General features: G+C 47.1%; 17 protein-coding genes. 8 read left to right on the plus strand and 9 right to left on the minus strand.

Going from position 1 to position 16,422, the window contains the following annotated elements:
- Positions 1 to 96: 96 nt before the first annotated feature.
- Positions 97 to 513, plus strand: coding sequence for a response regulator (locus K6Q96_RS23015; RefSeq protein ID WP_251880482.1), 417 nt, complete (start codon positions 97 to 99; stop codon positions 511 to 513).
- Here the strand turns inward: K6Q96_RS23015 and K6Q96_RS23020 are convergent.
- The 4 genes from K6Q96_RS23020 to ybiA all read right to left on the minus strand — a co-directional run bounded on the left by K6Q96_RS23020 (position 500) and on the right by ybiA (position 4,233).
- Positions 500 to 1,207: a UTRA domain-containing protein gene (locus tag K6Q96_RS23020; protein WP_251880483.1), complete on the minus strand. Its 708-nt coding sequence runs from the start codon at positions 1,205 to 1,207 to the stop codon at positions 500 to 502. The two genes, K6Q96_RS23015 and K6Q96_RS23020, sit on opposite strands and share 14 nt — an antisense overlap.
- A gap of 84 nt (positions 1,208 to 1,291) precedes the next feature.
- Positions 1,292 to 1,606, minus strand: a complete 315-nt coding sequence (locus tag K6Q96_RS23025; protein WP_251880485.1) for a hypothetical protein — start codon at positions 1,604 to 1,606, stop codon at positions 1,292 to 1,294.
- A 237-nt stretch (positions 1,607 to 1,843) separates the two neighbouring features.
- Positions 1,844 to 3,193 carry a sigma 54-interacting transcriptional regulator gene (locus K6Q96_RS23030; RefSeq protein WP_251880487.1) on the minus strand — a complete coding sequence of 450 codons (1,350 nt, stop codon included), beginning with the start codon at positions 3,191 to 3,193 and terminating at the stop codon, positions 1,844 to 1,846.
- A gap of 581 nt (positions 3,194 to 3,774) precedes the next feature.
- Positions 3,775 to 4,233, minus strand: a complete 459-nt coding sequence (ybiA, locus tag K6Q96_RS23035; protein ID WP_251880489.1) for a riboflavin biosynthesis intermediates N-glycosidase — start codon at positions 4,231 to 4,233, stop codon at positions 3,775 to 3,777.
- A 209-nt stretch (positions 4,234 to 4,442) separates the two neighbouring features.
- On the opposite strand from ybiA, the gene K6Q96_RS23040 reads away from it, so the two are divergent.
- Entirely contained in the window at positions 4,443 to 4,958 is a 516-nt protein-coding gene (locus K6Q96_RS23040; RefSeq protein WP_251880491.1) for a M23 family metallopeptidase, read from the plus strand.
- Here K6Q96_RS23040 and pdxR read toward each other — a convergent pair.
- A complete protein-coding gene (pdxR, locus tag K6Q96_RS23045) occupies positions 4,948 to 6,417 on the minus strand; it encodes a MocR-like pyridoxine biosynthesis transcription factor PdxR (RefSeq protein WP_251880493.1) in 1,470 nt (489 codons plus the stop codon). The two genes, K6Q96_RS23040 and pdxR, sit on opposite strands and share 11 nt — an antisense overlap.
- Positions 6,418 to 6,523: 106 nt before the next feature.
- Between pdxR and K6Q96_RS23050 the strand changes: the two genes are divergently transcribed.
- Entirely contained in the window at positions 6,524 to 7,180 is a 657-nt protein-coding gene (locus tag K6Q96_RS23050) for a pyridoxamine 5'-phosphate oxidase family protein (RefSeq protein ID WP_251880495.1), read from the plus strand.
- Positions 7,181 to 7,266: 86 nt separating this feature from the next.
- Positions 7,267 to 8,157, plus strand: a complete 891-nt coding sequence (locus tag K6Q96_RS23055) for an aspartoacylase (protein ID WP_251880497.1) — start codon at positions 7,267 to 7,269, stop codon at positions 8,155 to 8,157.
- A gap of 71 nt (positions 8,158 to 8,228) precedes the next feature.
- Here the strand turns inward: K6Q96_RS23055 and K6Q96_RS23060 are convergent, their stop codons facing one another.
- Positions 8,229 to 10,415: a hypothetical protein gene (locus K6Q96_RS23060; protein WP_251880499.1), complete on the minus strand. Its 2,187-nt coding sequence runs from the start codon at positions 10,413 to 10,415 to the stop codon at positions 8,229 to 8,231.
- Positions 10,416 to 11,000: 585 nt separating this feature from the next.
- Here K6Q96_RS23060 and K6Q96_RS23065 point away from each other — a divergent pair.
- Together K6Q96_RS23065 and K6Q96_RS23070 are read left to right on the plus strand one after the other, a co-directional pair.
- Positions 11,001 to 11,171, plus strand: a complete 171-nt coding sequence (locus K6Q96_RS23065; RefSeq protein WP_002538364.1) for a XapX domain-containing protein — start codon at positions 11,001 to 11,003, stop codon at positions 11,169 to 11,171.
- Positions 11,172 to 11,261: 90 nt separating this feature from the next.
- Positions 11,262 to 12,725, plus strand: coding sequence for a lactate dehydrogenase (locus K6Q96_RS23070; protein WP_251880501.1), 1,464 nt, complete (start codon positions 11,262 to 11,264; stop codon positions 12,723 to 12,725).
- Positions 12,726 to 12,834: 109 nt separating this feature from the next.
- Here the strand turns inward: K6Q96_RS23070 and K6Q96_RS23075 are convergent, their stop codons facing one another.
- On the minus strand, positions 12,835 to 13,164 hold the full coding sequence (locus tag K6Q96_RS23075) for a MaoP family protein (protein ID WP_251880503.1): 330 nt from the start codon (positions 13,162 to 13,164) through the stop codon (positions 12,835 to 12,837).
- A gap of 654 nt (positions 13,165 to 13,818) precedes the next feature.
- Here K6Q96_RS23075 and K6Q96_RS23080 point away from each other — a divergent pair.
- Positions 13,819 to 13,980, plus strand: coding sequence for a hypothetical protein (locus tag K6Q96_RS23080; RefSeq protein WP_197475377.1), 162 nt, complete (start codon positions 13,819 to 13,821; stop codon positions 13,978 to 13,980).
- Between the two features lie 56 nt (positions 13,981 to 14,036).
- Here the strand turns inward: K6Q96_RS23080 and K6Q96_RS23085 are convergent, their stop codons facing one another.
- On the minus strand, positions 14,037 to 14,945 hold the full coding sequence (locus tag K6Q96_RS23085) for a permease (protein ID WP_434802190.1): 909 nt from the start codon (positions 14,943 to 14,945) through the stop codon (positions 14,037 to 14,039).
- Between the two features lie 107 nt (positions 14,946 to 15,052).
- On the opposite strand from K6Q96_RS23085, the gene K6Q96_RS23090 reads away from it, so the two are divergent.
- On the plus strand, positions 15,053 to 15,367 hold the full coding sequence (locus K6Q96_RS23090; protein ID WP_251880507.1) for an ArsR/SmtB family transcription factor: 315 nt from the start codon (positions 15,053 to 15,055) through the stop codon (positions 15,365 to 15,367).
- 36 nt (positions 15,368 to 15,403) lie between these two features.
- Here K6Q96_RS23090 and nagZ read toward each other — a convergent pair whose 3' ends face one another.
- Positions 15,404 to 16,408, minus strand: coding sequence for a beta-N-acetylhexosaminidase (gene nagZ, locus K6Q96_RS23095; protein WP_251880509.1), 1,005 nt, complete (start codon positions 16,406 to 16,408; stop codon positions 15,404 to 15,406).
- Positions 16,409 to 16,422: the final 14 nt, after the last annotated feature.

The following is a 16,422-nucleotide window of genomic DNA, read 5'->3' on the forward strand; positions in this document are numbered from 1 at the left end:
TTTGTGTAAACTTTTCAGATACAACCCTTGTCGCAAATTCAAGAAATTGTGGGCTATTATTCAGTCGGGTATTGTGAATAAAGGCAGCGACTGACAATGAAAATTTTGGTTGTTGATGACATGACTTCCATGCGGCACGTAATGTTAAATCTGCTTCGAAGTATTGGTTATCTTGATTTGGAAGAAGCTACCAATGGCTGGCAGGCATTTCAGATGATGCAGAAAACAGCTTACGATTTGCTGATCACCGATCTTAATATGCCCAAAATGGACGGTCGTGAACTGCTACAAGAGGTGCGCGGCAATGAGAAATTGTCCCGCACCCCCGTGCTAATTGTGTCCTGCGAACAAGATAAAAACAAAGTGAAAGAGCTGCTCCAGCATGGTGTAAATGGTTTTGTAATTAAACCCTTTAATGGTATCACTCTGCAGAAACAGCTTAACCGGATTGAACGCCAACAGACGATGGAAAAAGAGAAAGCAGAAAAGAAAGGCTGGATTAGCGGAGGTTAAACGCCGCTTCCATCTCCAGCTCTATCGCAGTGCAACGCCAATATTCAAACACCACTTCCTGAGCAACTCCAGACTCATCGAGATTCACCTTCGTTATCTTCATGGCCGGAGATCCCGCTGTTGAACGAGTCGCCAACGCCACATCCTTGTCAAACGTCGTCGACACTAATCGATAACATGACTTTGTGAAACGGAGCTGCCACTGAGAATTGTAAAGCTCAGAGAGATCACCTTCTAACCCATGTTGCAACAAGTTTGGAACACGCTCTGCACGGATGTAATGCTCTGCATACATGACTGGGCGTCCGTCAACACTGTGAACCCTTTCAAAGCGAAAAACATCAGAGAAAGGTGGAAGGGATAACGCCTCACTGCTTTCTTTGTTTGCCATCATACTGTCGCTGGAAAGAACTTCTGTCGACGGTTTTCTGCCTTGGGAAACAGAGATATTGGTAAAGTCATAGGGTTTAGAAAGGTTCACAATCAGTGGACGCTGGGAAATAAACCAACCTCGGCGATCCTCACGAAAAATCAGTCCATCTGCTTCTAGCAAGGACAGCGCTTCCCGCAGAGTTATGCGTGTGGTTTTGAATGCTTCAGCCAGTTTTCTTTCGGAAGGGAGTTTGGTACCAGCAGCTAACTGGCCGCTTTGAATTTGTTCGCGGATAGCATCTGTGATTTTAATGTATTGCAAGAGTAGCCGTTCAAGAGCAGTCAATGGTTGTATTCAGCATACCTTACTAACTATGGGAATACAGCCAGTTATATCAACCTATGACTAACTCCAGCGCACTCCCGCCAGAGAAATTATTTCCATGCGCTCAAGTTCACGCAGTAAGTTTCGGGCATAATCGGGCTCACAAACAGACAGTGCTGATAGTGCCGCGCCCAAAGGGAGGTTTTTTTCAAGCAACGAGAGGAAAACGCTAGTTGCGCTGTCACACACCATCACGTCGCCATTCGCTGGGCTGAACAGTACCATTTGATCACCAGACTCGTAGCTACAAATATCCAACGAGAAACCATCTGCAAGGCAGACTTCGACATCTGCTTTCAGCACCAGATTATTATCTATTAGCTCGGTCATTCTCATCGTTACTGCTCCACTACGTATACCTAAGCCATCTAAATTCAGTATTCAAATGGCTTGGGTATAGTCGCTTTGCGCCATCGAACCCAACTGATCACAGCAGCGACAATTTAACTGTATATGCTGATGCTTGTTTCCCACACGGTATTCGTGGGTAATTATCAAAAGGTCGCAATATTGAGACAAAAAATACCCCTGCTCACGTCAGTTCAGGGGCATCGTACTCCTCTCAATCCAGCATTAACGCTGGAGTGAGTACTTTTCTATGAGGGTATAGAGCGTCGGGCGCGAAACACCAAGAAGATTAGCCGTTTGAGACATATTGCCTTCTGCTCGAGCAAGAGCTCGGGTAACAGCATGACGCTCAGCTTCTTCACGAACCTGACGTAAGTTCAATGGTAATCCGCTGTCTTTACGATGCTCTTTGGTAAGCGCTAAATCTACCGCAGTGATTTGTGTGCCGTCAGCCATGATCACTGCTGACTGTACCTTATTCTGGAGCTCACGCACGTTGCCTGGCCAGGAATAAGACATCAGCGCTTCTACCGCATCTTCGGTGTAACCCACCAGCTTGCGGTTCATACTTTGGTTGAACTGCAAAAGGAAAGTTTTTGCCAGCAATAGTGTGTCGTCTTCACGTTCACGAAGCGGTGGAATAGTAATCGTCACTTCGCCTAACTGGTGGATCAGGTCTTCACGGAATTTGCGATCGCCAGATCGGTGATTCAGATCCTGATGTGTCGCTGCCACCACTTTCACGTCAACGGCAATAGAGCGCTGACCCGCGATACGATCAACCATTCGCTCCTGCAAGAAGCGCAAGATTTTTGCCTGAATCGAAGGTGACATGTCGCCGATTTCGTCTAGAAATAAGGTGCCGCCATGTGCCGCTTCGATCTTGCCAATCTTCACCTGACGGGAATCGAAGTTACCCTTCTCAACACCAAAGAGTTCGCTGTCAAGCAGGTCCTCAGGGATAGACGCACAGTTAACGGTAATAAAAGGATGATCACTGCGTGGACTGCGATCATGAATGGCACGTGCAAGCAGCGCTTTACCTGTACCACTTTCACCGCAAATAAGAGTATTCACTTCGGTGTTGGCCACACGATCGACCATGCGCAAGGTTTGCACCATTGGCGGGCTACCACCAAGAATAGATTGTTGTTGACGCTCAAACGCTTTTAACCGTTCCACTTCGTGCTCAAGCTTGGCTGTATGCCTTGCTCGCTTCACCATCATGCGGAGCAGTTCATCACTGAAAGGACGTTCTATCACATCTGTAGCACCGACTTTCAACGCCAAGACTGCATCTTTTTGGCTGTTCACTACCACCAGTATTTTGGTACGGGGAGCAAACGAATGGATGTCTTTAATAAGATTAATCGCAATGGCGTCGCTACTGCCCATCACAACCACTGAGGTCAGCATTTGGTTCAGCGCTGTTGCCACGCTTTGCGTAGGAGCAGAAACGACGGAGGTAATATCCTCCAGAATTTGGCTAAGTTGCCGTTGAGACGCATGATCGTCTTCAATAATTAGCAGTGCGTCCTGACGTCTTGTAGTCAGGCTAGGCTCGGTATCAACCATGAATCTCCCCTTTGGGTATTAACACCGTGTATTAGATTTGCCTCAGGCCACTAACGAGCGGTTTCCCACACGTTCCGGAAGCAACACGGACGTCCGTGTTTTTGCCTTTTTGGCGTTACAGATCCAACGGGCACCAGTAAAAATGCTGTCAGTTTGGGCACAGAGTTACTCCACCAACAACAATCCTTTACCAACCGGAATCTTTAAAAGTCACGGTGCTTTCTAACGTTCTTGTTCTTACGCAGCATTCACTAACCTAAAAGGCGCGAGGCCCTAACTCGCTATCAATTCGCTGCGCGCCTGTAAAACACGGAAGTTCCAGAAAACACACGGTGACGACACGTTTTGAGGAAATGAGGCAGGTCGGTACGGTCAAGCTTTTCTTTGTTGTTATTGACTTGTCGGTCTGCCAGTGTCGATACGACTTGGACACTGGGCGCCGCAAAGCTTCTCCGAGCTGTTTCTTTCGCTCGAGAGATACTCTAGCAGCGTCGTTTGGAAACGTTTCCGATAAAGGAAGGAATTGCGCTTAATTCTTATTTTGTAGGCACATTCTCTGAATTTAAAAGGATAAATTCCGACTAAACGTGCTGGGTTCTAACCGAAAACTGCGCTCGTACTGACATAAGTATGAGTCCCAGTTTGTTTTCGCCGTCGTCCTTTCCTCCACATCCCCAATAACTGTCGCATGGTGAGTTTTCAATCAGTGTGGCAGGCGCAGTCTCGAGTAACAACTGGCACAAATCATGGTTTTGAATGAACTTTTCCATCACTGCAAAGTGCATGATGTCATATCTCACATCTATCCAATCTCTGCGCACAAAGTTTGCCAATTCGCGGCTGAGCTTAAACGCTTCACAAGGCGTCCTCGCTGTTTGCATCCGGCGCTGCAATTCAGGCTCAGTAAATTTCTGGGCATGGTAGAAGTGCTCTGTGGTTGCCCAGCACTCACCATCTACTTTTATCGGAGCAGGGTAAAAGTTAGACAGGAAACCATAAGGCTCGTCAGGTTCATAAAAGCGAATTTCATTGACTGACATGGTATTCGTTCCGCGTTCACATCTTTTAGTTATCTTAGTCAACAGCCTGATTTTCCGTTCAAAATGTCTAAAAAATGTGAGCAGAATTAGATCTATTGATAGGCACTCAGTTTCCTCACGGTGCAAATCCTTTCAAAGTGCTGACATTACTCTATCTTGGTTTTGTTTCAGTAGATTGAAGGATTAACCCGTTCAAATGGAGTGGAAATATGAAACTGGCTGCGTTGGTTACCTTAGCTGTGGTTTGTGCGGTTTTATTTGTTCCTGTTCACGCTGTTATTCCTGTCAAAGGTGCTGACTGCAATGACTGGAATGCGAAGACTTTTTGGTTCGAACCATGGGGAAGCTCTGGGGTACATAAAGGCATCGACGTTTTTGCCCCATCAGGGACACCGGTACTGTCGGCCACAGGCGGGCTAGTGCTATACACCGGAGAGATAGCAAGAGGTGGTAAAGTCGTTGCCATTCTTGGGCCAAAATGGCGTTTACACTATTATGCCCACTTGGATGAAATCTCGCCGGACACTTCAGGATGGCTTACACAAGGTGAATCGATTGGCACGGTCGGCAGCACAGGTAACGCCATTAACAAACCTGCTCACCTTCACTATTCCGTTATGTCACTGCTTCCTTATCCTTGGTTGTTCAGCACCGAAACTCAGGGATGGAAAAAGATGTTCTATCTCGACCCAGCCGCCCAGTTTTCCCGGTGCGTCAGCGGTTAATCAGAGCACCAAGTAACGCGACGCCCTCTCGAATTTCGCTGAGGGAGCTATTACCGAAGCCAGCCACCAATGCGCGATCTATCTCTACTGAGCGATGACTGTTATCTTCCTGATGGCAATAGTAATCCAACGTTCGAATGGTATATCCCTCCGCTTCAAACGCCGATTTAACCTCTACTGCTGTCGGTCCCCCTTTCCAGCTAAAGGTCACATGTAACCCCGCGGCCTGACTCAGTATCTCCACCTGATCCCCACAAGCATGGGTTAGCCATTCGACAAAAAGCCGCTGTTTCTCCTGATAAAGGCTACGCATTTTACGGATATGTCTAAGGTAATTGCCTTCGGTAATAAAGGCCGCCAGCGCTTCTTCTATATGGATCGGGGTATCACCACCAATAGCATCCTTAATTTGTAAGCATGACTCCACCAAAGCTTCCGGTACGACAAGGTAGCCAACACGCACAGAAGGCAGAAATGCCTTACTGAATGTCCCGATATAAATCACCCGCGCATCTTCACCATGCAATTGCGTCGCGAGTCCCTGAAGCGAAGGATAAGGTCGGTTGGCAAACTGGAATTCACTGTCGTAATCATCTTCGATGATCCAACGATCTTTCTGGCTTGCCCACTCAATGCAGCGCATTCGCTGCGAAGTATTCAGGCTGTTGCCCATGGGGTATTGGTTGCTCGGCGTCAGATAAACAGCTTGGCCTTCGAACTGCTCAATCTTGTCGACATCCGCGCCGGACTTCGGCAATACCGGCAGCTCTTCAATCTTCATTCTGCTTCGCTTAAGCACCTTTCTCATTTGCACATAGCCAGGGTTCTCCATCATCACGCTATCACCAGCCTTCAAAATGGCATTCGACGCGATATAAAGCGCTTGCTGGGCACCCGAGGTGACAATAATCCGGTGTGCGGGCGCGGAAACAGAGCGGCTGACAGAAAGGTATTCACTCAGCGCTTTTCGGAAAGTCAGGCTGCCCTGAATGTCATTTTGCCCAGCGATGAAACTTCTCTGAAACTGCAGCTGCATCGCTCTCGCCCATTTCTTGTAAGGGAAATTAACGAGATCAGGTACGCCCGGTGCAAAGGCACGGTTTCTTTTTTGGGTGTCGAAAGCTTCTGGCGCTGCTGCAGTTTCATCGGAGTACGATCGGGTGACTGACGATTCGCCGTTTTCTGCCTGAAGGAATTGCTCAGGTGTCGACACATTCACGAAGTAACCCGCACCGCGTCGGCTTTCCAAATACCCTTCTGCTTTCAGCTGCTCATAAACTGCTGTCACCGTGTTTCGGCTCAATCCCAATTCCTGCGCCATAAAACGGGTAGCAGGAAGCCTGCCTTGATGAGGCCAACGGCGGTTCAGGATCTTTTCTTGAATCGCGGCATAAAGTGCGCTTTGTTTTGAACTTTTTTCACTGGCGAGCTGCAAATCACCAATGTCGATCGGCTGCATATTGGACCCATTTACTTATCTAAACTGGCTCTATTTGTGGAGCCATTTATCACTACACTACAGGAATTAACGACGAAGAAGCAATGAGCAAACAAGGAAGACGTTTATGACGCTAGGCAACACCCATCGGACAACCGTAAGAAAAGCCGCTCACAAAGCAGTTAAAAATAAAGAAGCGCTTTACAGCATTATTGATGAATCCAAACTTGCCCACGTGGCTTTCAGTGATGAGCGCGGCCCAACAGTGATTCCTATGCTGGCATGGCGTGAAGGTGACAACATTTACATTCACGGCGCCAGAAATAGCAAGATGCTTAAACACCTGAAAAACGGCGCGGATTGCTGCGTGACCTTTACCATTCTGGATGCTTGGGTGTTAGCGCGTTCCGCTTTCCACCACAGCGCACATTACCGCTGTGCGATGGCATTTGGACGTTTTAAAGTCGTCGAAGATAACGCCCAAAAAGCGGCAGCTTTTGATGAGTTCCTGGAGCAAATCGCACCTGGAAGAAGCAAAGAGGCTCGCCCCGGTAATGAAAAAGAACTGACAGCGACAGAACTTTTAGTGATGCCACTTGCTGAAGCTTCCGTCAAGATTGGCCGTCATGGCGTGAATGATGATTTGGCAGACATGGATTTACCCGTGTGGGCGGGAATTCTTCCCTTCCGCACCGTGGCAGGGCCTTTGGAGCCAACCGCTGACAATAGTGTCGATAAAACACCGGACTATTCATCTGCCTACCCGGGCCGCTGGTGCGAATAAAAATTCATTCCCCAAGGGGCTTTGTCTCTTGGGGATTGTGTAGCTCCCTGATATATTGAGTTTTCGTCTATCAGGAGAGGACAAGGATGAGCACATTCAATCGGGTAGCCATTGTCGGCGGTACCCACGGGAACGAATTCAGCGGTATTTATCTTCTTAAAAAGTGGCAGGAAAGCCCTACACTTATTAGCCGCCCCACCTTTGAAACAGAAACCCTTTTCGGCAACCCAAATGCATTCCGCGATAACAAACGTTATTTAGATTGCGATTTGAACCGCCAGTTCATCCCTGCCGATCTTGCGAACCCAGAACTGGGTAATTACGAGCAAAGCCGAGCTAAAGCTATCAACCTTCAGTTGGGACCGAAAGGCAACGCTCGAACTGATCTCATCATCGACCTACACAACACCACCAGCAACATGGGACCAACCCTGATACTGCTGAAAAACGATGCCTTCAATACCCAACTCGCCGCTTACGTGGCTGATCGAATGGACAATGCAGTGATTCTGTTTGAAGACCACTGTTCTATGGAAGAGCATTACTTCCTTTGTTCCATCGCTGACCAGGGTATCATTATTGAAGTGGGTCCTCAGCCTCAGTCTGTTATTCGTCAGGACGTGCTGGAATGGATGGATGATATGACACGCCACATTCTCGACTTTGTAGAGCTATTTAATAAAGGCGAAGTTCCGACACTACCAGAAACTGTTTCGGCATACCGCTATGTAGAAACCTTGAAGCTGCCTGAAAACGAACAGGGCGAACGTATCGGCATGGTGCATAAGGATGTGCAGGACGCTGACTTCACACCACTTCGAAACGGCGACCCTATCTTCACTAAGTTCGATGGCACAGAAGTTTATTGGGATGGCGACTACGAGGCTTACCCGCACTTTATAAATGAAGCCGCTTACTACGATAACAACCTTGCCATGTCATTGGGTGAGAAAGTTGATATCCCTGTGATTAAATAATTCGCAATACATATACGATCAAAGACGCCCTCAAATTGAGGGCGCTTTCACACACAATTCAACCCTACTTGTCAGGATTGGGTTTCCCCTGCAATCACAGAAGGGTCACCTTCGACCACCGGCATATCGCCGATATCAGCCGAGCCTGAAACCTGCGTAGGTACTGGGACGCTGGGGTCTGCCAAGGTCAAGCTACTACACTGCCCTGTCGCCGATTGCATGGTCTGTTCAATCTCTCGCGCTTTGATTACATACTGGTTGGAACTTCCCATGGCAACGCCATCGTTGAGAGAAAATGCTGGCGTGTACTTGCCGCTATCCTGCTCATAAGGAATCCCCCAAAAGTCACCGTTTCCGCCATAGTTGAACAGGAACGTTTGTCCCGCGTATGTGCCCGCGGAGCCAGAGCGATCATTAGCATTGCTGTGAGTGTAAGTGAACTGCAAAGGCCGATCGAAACTCACCACATCTCCATTGCCATCTTGTAATGCCGAAAGTTGATTCCACGACTGTATACCCGTTTCCCAGACATAAAATTCAGTCACAATGGATGAGTCATAAATGTCATAAGGGTTGGTTACTGTCGATGTCACCATGGGCCCACTTCGTACACCCCAACTGTGCGGCGTTGAATCTATATCGTTCTGTGTGAGTGAAGCATTGTATCGGACAGGCTCAGAGCTGTTCACATTCACCAGTGTCAACGCATTACCGCCAGAGGTACTGAAAGTGAAGCTATGCGGACCACTCGTTGTTTCAAACGGGCTGCTGGCGCCACTCCAATTCACTAAATCACCACTATCCAATGTACCAATCGGACAGTTGTCATAGCAGTACAGCGTCACCGAACCACCATTTAGCAGCTCACCTGAACCCGTTTCACTTCCGTTAATAAAGCTTTGCTCGTAGTAGGTCAGCGACGTTTTCCCTTCCAGATATTTTACTTCGCCCCCCAATTGCTCGGAGTACATATAGAGTGATTCATTTGTACTCAGGGTAATTTGCACCGGGCTAATCGTCGCTACAGAAGGACCGTTCTCACCCCAACTCAACTTACCGGTTTTATAAAAACCGTCTGAACCCACACTATCCTGTGCAGCCGTGAGGTAATTCACCACCCACTGATCAAAAGAACCATCGCTAAAGACGGTGCTGTCCCAGTAACCGAACTGAATACCTCTGGACTGTGAGAGACTTAGCGTTTTCACTTCGTTTTTGATCAAGCGCCCTGGCGCATTCACATAGGTATACTCGGTTTGCGCACTGCCGTCGTTTCTCACAACGGTTTCGCCATTGGTTACAGCACCTTCAGTCTCTGTCCAAAGGCCCCAGTAACCCACATATCCGTAGCTATCATAGTTTCCGTTATTAGCACTTGAATAGAGGATTGGAAAACCCGCATTTACACTGACTTCTGCACCTGATGACGCGTTATATAGGTCATATCGATGTACGTAGCTGTCAAACTGGGTTCGGCTCAAACAAGTGCCCGCATTGCTGCCGGACTTGTAGGGCAAGCTGTCAAAATCTGACGCGTTTTGCAGCAAAACGTTATCGCTATCAAACGACAAAGCATAAGCTCCCGATTGGTCAGAAGAGGTCAGTGCCACACCCGTGGAGCGATCACTACTCATTACCACGCTGGCACTTTGTGTATAGCTGCTGGCACCCTGCTGGCTGGATTCATAAAGCGTAAAACCTATCGAACCAGGTTCGCTGTCCAAAGTGATCACTTCACCTCCACCCAATTGGTTGAGGTTGGTGAAATTGTCATAGAAATCAAAATTGAACGTAAACTGCCCGAAAGGGTTAGAATCAGAAGCTCCTTCGCTAATCACAGCCTGGAATTTTATCGCCTGATTACCGCCACCCCCTTCCATTTCGGGGATCCACACGTTGACGATCAAGGGATCAAGATCAGAGGCCCGAGTGACGTTTGCCAATGCTTTTAAATAGGACGGTGTATTCGCTGCGCCAGATGACTGGCCTGACGACCCATCATCTTCTGAGTCAAAACAAGCGGCTTCATCCGCCAGTACTAAATAGGGACCAGCGTTCGCGAACTCCGTGACATTAAACTGTGCCGTGAAACAGAGAATACTGTTCACCAATTCGATAGGTTGTAACGCCTCATTCCATACGTAAGATTTAGTCTGCGCATTCGAGTAGTCTGTACCAGAGTCGTTGAATGCAGCATGAGCAACACCCGAAGATAAGGCCATCGATGACAGCAGCCATACAGTTTTAGTCATTTTCATTAGTCACAACCTCCAACTGTTGGGGGAGTTGTAAACTACTGGTAGAAGTCGCAGATCCTGCACCATCGCTATCACTGCACCCTAAAATACCGATAGAAAACAGGCATATAAAGCCCAATTTTATTAACCCTTTCATTACACCCTCACCTCATCATCCGTTTCCAAAGAGATAAAAGTCTCAAATTTAAGACTCTATATACACATAGTTTTAGTGTGGGAAACAAACGTTGTCAGCTTTGTGCGTAAATCAAAGGCGAGGAACATATCCCATTGAAATCATTGACTTAAATCCGGTATGACGTACTGACAGAAAGAGGAGATTGCTTTGAAAAATAAGGAGTTATACACAAACTGAGACAAATTTCCGGTTGGACTATCATAAACATATAATGTGATACTCATCACCCATTCAACAAATATGGTAATCAATAAGTAAAAACCGAAATAGAAACGTGGTGAATGTGATCTCGATCTGCTGAAGGGTGTTGAAGGTTCCCTAGACTGGGGCCAGAAACATTAACAGTAATGACACATAAATTAAAAAAATATTGCTGTTATTCCATGCAAACACAGAGGGATACATTAATGAGCGAAGTTTTATTAGCAGTTTTTGCTGGTGCAATTGTTGGTTTTTTCTTTAGCGCCGTGAAGCTGCCTCTCCCTGCCCCCCCAGTGATATCAGGAATCATGGGTATCGTTGGGATTTATCTTGGCGGCATGGCCTACCAGACAATTGTCACGAGATTCTTTTCATAGTCTCGCCCACATCCTTTACCCCAAGCGCAGAAATTTAACGCGCTCAAATTTCATATTTTATTTACGACATAGAAAATTCGAGGAGGACTGGTGTCTACAGGGAAGCTACCGCCGGCGGCAGATGGATTACAACTCAACTTCTGTAAAACATTGGCGTGTCGAAACTTTGGATTGAGTGATGAGAAGTATTATTTACTTCAAGATTCGGATCCGACTCGTCCCGGCTTGGTGTGCCGAGAGTGTGGTGCCTTTCCTCCTCTCCTTAACAACCAGGGTGTGATTGAAGAACTGAGCCGCTTGAAACAGCAAGACTCAGGTAACCTCGCCGCGTGCAATACTGAAGGCTGCGAAGCTTTTGGCAAGCCTGTACTCACACACCGCGAGCATTATCACGCGTTTGGCTACAGCGGGGAGCGTCAACGATACCGCTGCAAACACTGTCAGGCGACGTTTGTGGACAAATGGTCCAATGCCAACCCGAAACTGGATATTCAACAGCGTCTATTGGGTTTACTTTTTACTGGCCACCCGGTTCGGGAAATTTGCAGAAAACTGCATATCAATCCAAAGACCTTTTACGATCACCTGGAACAAATTGCCGCCCGCTGTCGAAACAAACTGGCCAGCGTTGATGCGCGATTCCTACAATTGGCAAAGGAAAATCCGCTGGCTTCGGCTCTGACAACATTGCAACCTCGAAGCGACAACGGCGTAATGTGGCTAACAACCGGTGATGCCGAACATGGTTATGTATTGCTGCAAAACATCAACTATTCATCCGACGAAGAAAAGCCGGAGGACATTGAAGATGTATACGCAGAAAATGCCAGACTGATGCCAGACAACTTCATCCACTTCACAGACTCGTTTGAACCGAACCCGGAAGGGTTGCTCAGTCAAGTCAACGAAAAATACAAAGAAGTTCTGTCGCGCAGCAATGTTGAAGACCTTTACACACGTCCAATCCACGTCGATTACCCGTCGAAAGGCTGCCTGATCCGCCCGCAATATGCAGCATATGCGCAGTATCTTCGATTGAAAGAACTGACGGAGAGCTGGGGTGAACTCAAGGTTTACATACCTCAAGAACCCTTGCTTCGCTCTGCCATTATCAGTGTGTTCAAAGACCGCCTGCAAGACAAACAGTGCCACCCTGTTTATGTTGTACAAAACGCACAATGGCTAGAGCATGACACTGCAGGCAGTATCGATATCATGTTGTTGAGTTGGTGGCGTGATCGCTGGGCATTTACTCAAAAAGGCCAAGCAGCGAAAGCGATTTGCCATTTAGGGAGAGAAACCGGTAGCGAAGCAAAATGGCTGCAGCAAGCGACAACAACTGCATTGGAAGATTATCAAGATCGCTTCCACCTAAATTTTCGCTCCCTGATAGACGAACCAAGGCGTAGACTGCGTCCCGGTGGCTTGCTACCACTGCTCGACATTTTCCGGGCGTGGAACAACCTTTGTCATCAGAACAGCGAAGGTGTTACACCAGCACAGGCTTTGGGGCTAGCCCGTCATCCTTACACTTTGGCGAACCTATTGGCTTAACCGTTAGAGTTCATTCTATTTTTCTGGCCATTTCTCACTGAAATACCAGATCCAAGATAATAAAAAAAGCGAGGCCATAGCTCGCTTTTTTATTGAATGCAAAACCAGATTACTCGTCAGCTTCAGCTTCTGAGTAATCTTCACTTGCGCCCCTACGGGAAGTAGAACACAAGTTGTAAACGACATGCTTATGGTTGATTTCTTTCAGGTATTTCAACCAACAAAGAGCATATGATGATTCAGCTGCACGACGGCCATTCACTTCATCAACGAATTTCTGCTGCTCTTCATCTTGTGGAACCATTGCACCTTCGAACAGTGCTTTCATGGTACGCCCACTAGTTTCCAAAAGTTGTGCTTCTTTGATGGTGAAATAGCCTGATCGAGCAAAACCTTTTGGAAAATGCTTGTCATCAAAAAACTTTTGACCACTAAACATTATTTAGCTCCTTAACAAATTTTCGCAATATTCTTCATTAAACCATTAAGGTGTAAAGCAAAATATTATTGATCTGACGATTAAGAAATTTAATTCTTAATCCGGTTTATAGCGGTGATTTTGAATTATGTCGAGCAATTAACGACAAATTTATGATGAATTTTTAGGTAACTTATCTAAGGATTTCTCCAAGGTCGAGACAATAGAAAGTAAGCCTTTGTAACAATGTGAAAAACGTCAAGAATTGACAGAATTCCATCTTGGTCAGCTCAGAAGGTTTCGCCTTACCAGCACCTTTCCCTACCCCCAAGTCTAAGCTAAACCTCAAATTTCTACTGACCTTCGGCGCTTTCGGCTCACAATGAAAGAGACAAAGACTTCCCTTTCCATTCAATCTTTACCTACTGATGAGATTCTTCTCGTAACAATCGAAAACATTAATCAAAAACAGTGAATTTTTTCGTTTTATTTAATCGTCTCGCTAGACTTATGCTTAGGAGGAATTGGTGTCATCGTTATGCCAAGGAACTTTCATCAATTAGTCACATAACTTCGGCTATATTTGACGAGACAGAGGGTTAGAGGAATAATCAACACCCTTTTATTCTATGAAAAAGTATTCCGAATTATTGTTAAACGAACAGGGTAAATACAATGGCCAAGTGGGAACAGTGGCTGAAAAACGACACAAACCGTAAAGAAAAGTTTAATTCCAAATTCAATGACGAATTTGACGATCGACCTCAACGCGACAAGAAGGCGCGCCGTAAGGCAAAGCCGAGCCGCTCATCTCATGAGGATTACCCGTTCGATTGATGAAAAAAAGCCAGCGTCTTCGCGCTGGCTTCGATATCTCAAGTGTTAACGTACCATCAGAAAAACATTTGGTAGGTGTAGCCCGTCAGTACTGCCATGCCAAGAACCACCGCTAGGAATGCCAGAATCATCTGGTTGCGAAACATGGATTTGAGCATGATGACTTCAGTAATACTCGCGCCAGCACTGCCAATAACTAGCGCCATTACGGTTCCTATGCCCATGCCCTTAGCCAGTAGCGGCGCACTCAGCAAAATCACTGCCTCAGCGCGGATGTATAGCGGAATACCAATCACAGCCGCTAAAGGTATAGCAAATGGATTATCCTCACCCGCGATAGAAGCAATCCATTCAGCAGGCATTGCACCGTAAATCAGAGAGCCCACACCAACGCCGATGAAAATGTAAGGCATCGCCGTTTTAAAGTCTTTCCACACTCCGCGCCAAATCTTCATCCACTTGTTCTCTTCTACCTTTTTCGTACCACAGGTAGAGCCACAGCAGCTTTTTTCCGGCTCTTCATAGGTAGAAGGTTTCAGATACTTCTCGAATCCCAATTTTTCCAGTAGATAACCTGATGCCACTGAAATCACCAGAGCAGAAGCAAAGTAGTACGCCGTTACTTCTAAACCGAAGGTCACTGCAAAAAGACCAATGATCATTGGGTTGAGTAACGGGCTTGCAAACAGGAAAACCATCATGGTGCCAAATCCTGCCTGTGCACGAATCAGACCTTTAAGAAAAGGAATCGTCGAGCAAGAACAAAATGGTGTGATTGCGCCAAGAAATGCTGCCATCACATAGCCTTTACCGTTTTGGCTACTCAGCATACTGCGGATTTTTTCCGGCGGGATATATTGCTGCAATACACCCACTAGATAACTGATCACCAAGAACAGTATGGTGATTTCCACCGCCAGAAAGGCGAACATGCCCAGGGTTGATTGAGCGGTCTCCATTGTCATCATTAAAATCTCTATATTTCTGGAATATTCGAAATATAGAGATTCACGCTCTCCTCTGCAAGATATTTCTGTTATTATCGAAATATTGTTTTTGTACGGGAAACGCTATGGAACTCGAAGCCGTTGCTAAAGCATTGAAAGAACTGGGACACCCTACTCGGTTAGCGATATTCAAAAGGTTAGTCAAAGGTGGGCATGCTGGTATCGCAGTGGGTGTCGTTCAGGAGGAATTGGACATTCCTGGTTCAACCCTTTCCCATCATTTGTCGAGTTTGATGTCTGCGAACCTGATTGAGCAGCGACGTGAGGGACGAACCCTTTACTGTATCCCCAAGTACGAGCAACTCGATGGCGTCTTATCCTTTTTGCGTGACGAGTGCTGTGCTGATGAATCCCCCAAGGAGACAGATACTCTAGAGTAAAGAAAAAGCAGGGCGATTGCCCTGCTTCTGATTTGATTAGCTTTGCTTTTCCTGCCACTCGACGTGGCGTTGCTCCACACGCTTTTTCACATCTCGCCACTTCTCTGCGCTCTGCAGGTCTCGAACCGTAAATTGATGCTTCTTTGCCAGTGATGCGGCTTGAGGCACTTCAATAATTGGCAAGTTGTCGAGTGCTTCAATTGATGATTGGCGGTTGTTGCACAAGAGCAACATATCACAGCCCGCTGCCAGCGCTTGCTGACAACGTTCAGCCGGACCACCCATGACTGTCGCCCCTTCCATGCTCAGATCGTCTGAGAACACAATCCCTTGGAAACCAAGCTGCTCTCGCAAGACTTTTTTGAGCCAGTACGGAGAACCACTCGCTGGCAAATCATCATAGTGTGGGTAGATAACATGTGCTGGCATTATGGCATCCAAGACACTGGCTTCAATTTGCGCGGTGAATATTGCCATGTCCTGCTCGAAAAGGTCGTCACGCTCATCTTTCGGGCTTTCGAAGTGTGAGTCGGCAATAACAGCACCGTGGCCAGGGAAGTGTTTTCCCGTTGTTGCCATACCAGCCTCTTTCATGCCTGCCATAAATGCCGTTGAGTAGCGGATAACCGTATCATTGTCATCGCCAAATGCGCGGCTGCCGATAGCCTTGCAATCAAAACCCCGATCCAGCACAGGAGCAAAACTCAGATCGATGTCATGCGCCATCAACTCAGCGGCCATTAGCCAACCCGCTTCTTGCGCCAATATCAGGCCGTCTTCCATTTGCGCATAAGACTGCGCAGGAGGAACGATTGTAAACTGCTCTCGGAATCGCTGAACACGACCACCTTCCTGATCAACACCAATCAAAATCGGACGTTTAGCCGCTTTACGAACGGACTCTGTCAGCGCTGCCAGCTGGCGACTATCGTGGTAATTACGAGCGAAAAGAATTAAGCCACCTACACTTGGGTGTTCCAGCAATTCGCGCTCTTCAGCGTCCAGCTCACACCCTTCAAGATCAAGCCACAATGGGCCCATGGGTCACTCCTGTT

The organism is Grimontia kaedaensis (assembly GCF_023746615.1).
Taxonomy (GTDB): Bacteria; Pseudomonadota; Gammaproteobacteria; order Enterobacterales; family Vibrionaceae; genus Enterovibrio; species Enterovibrio kaedaensis.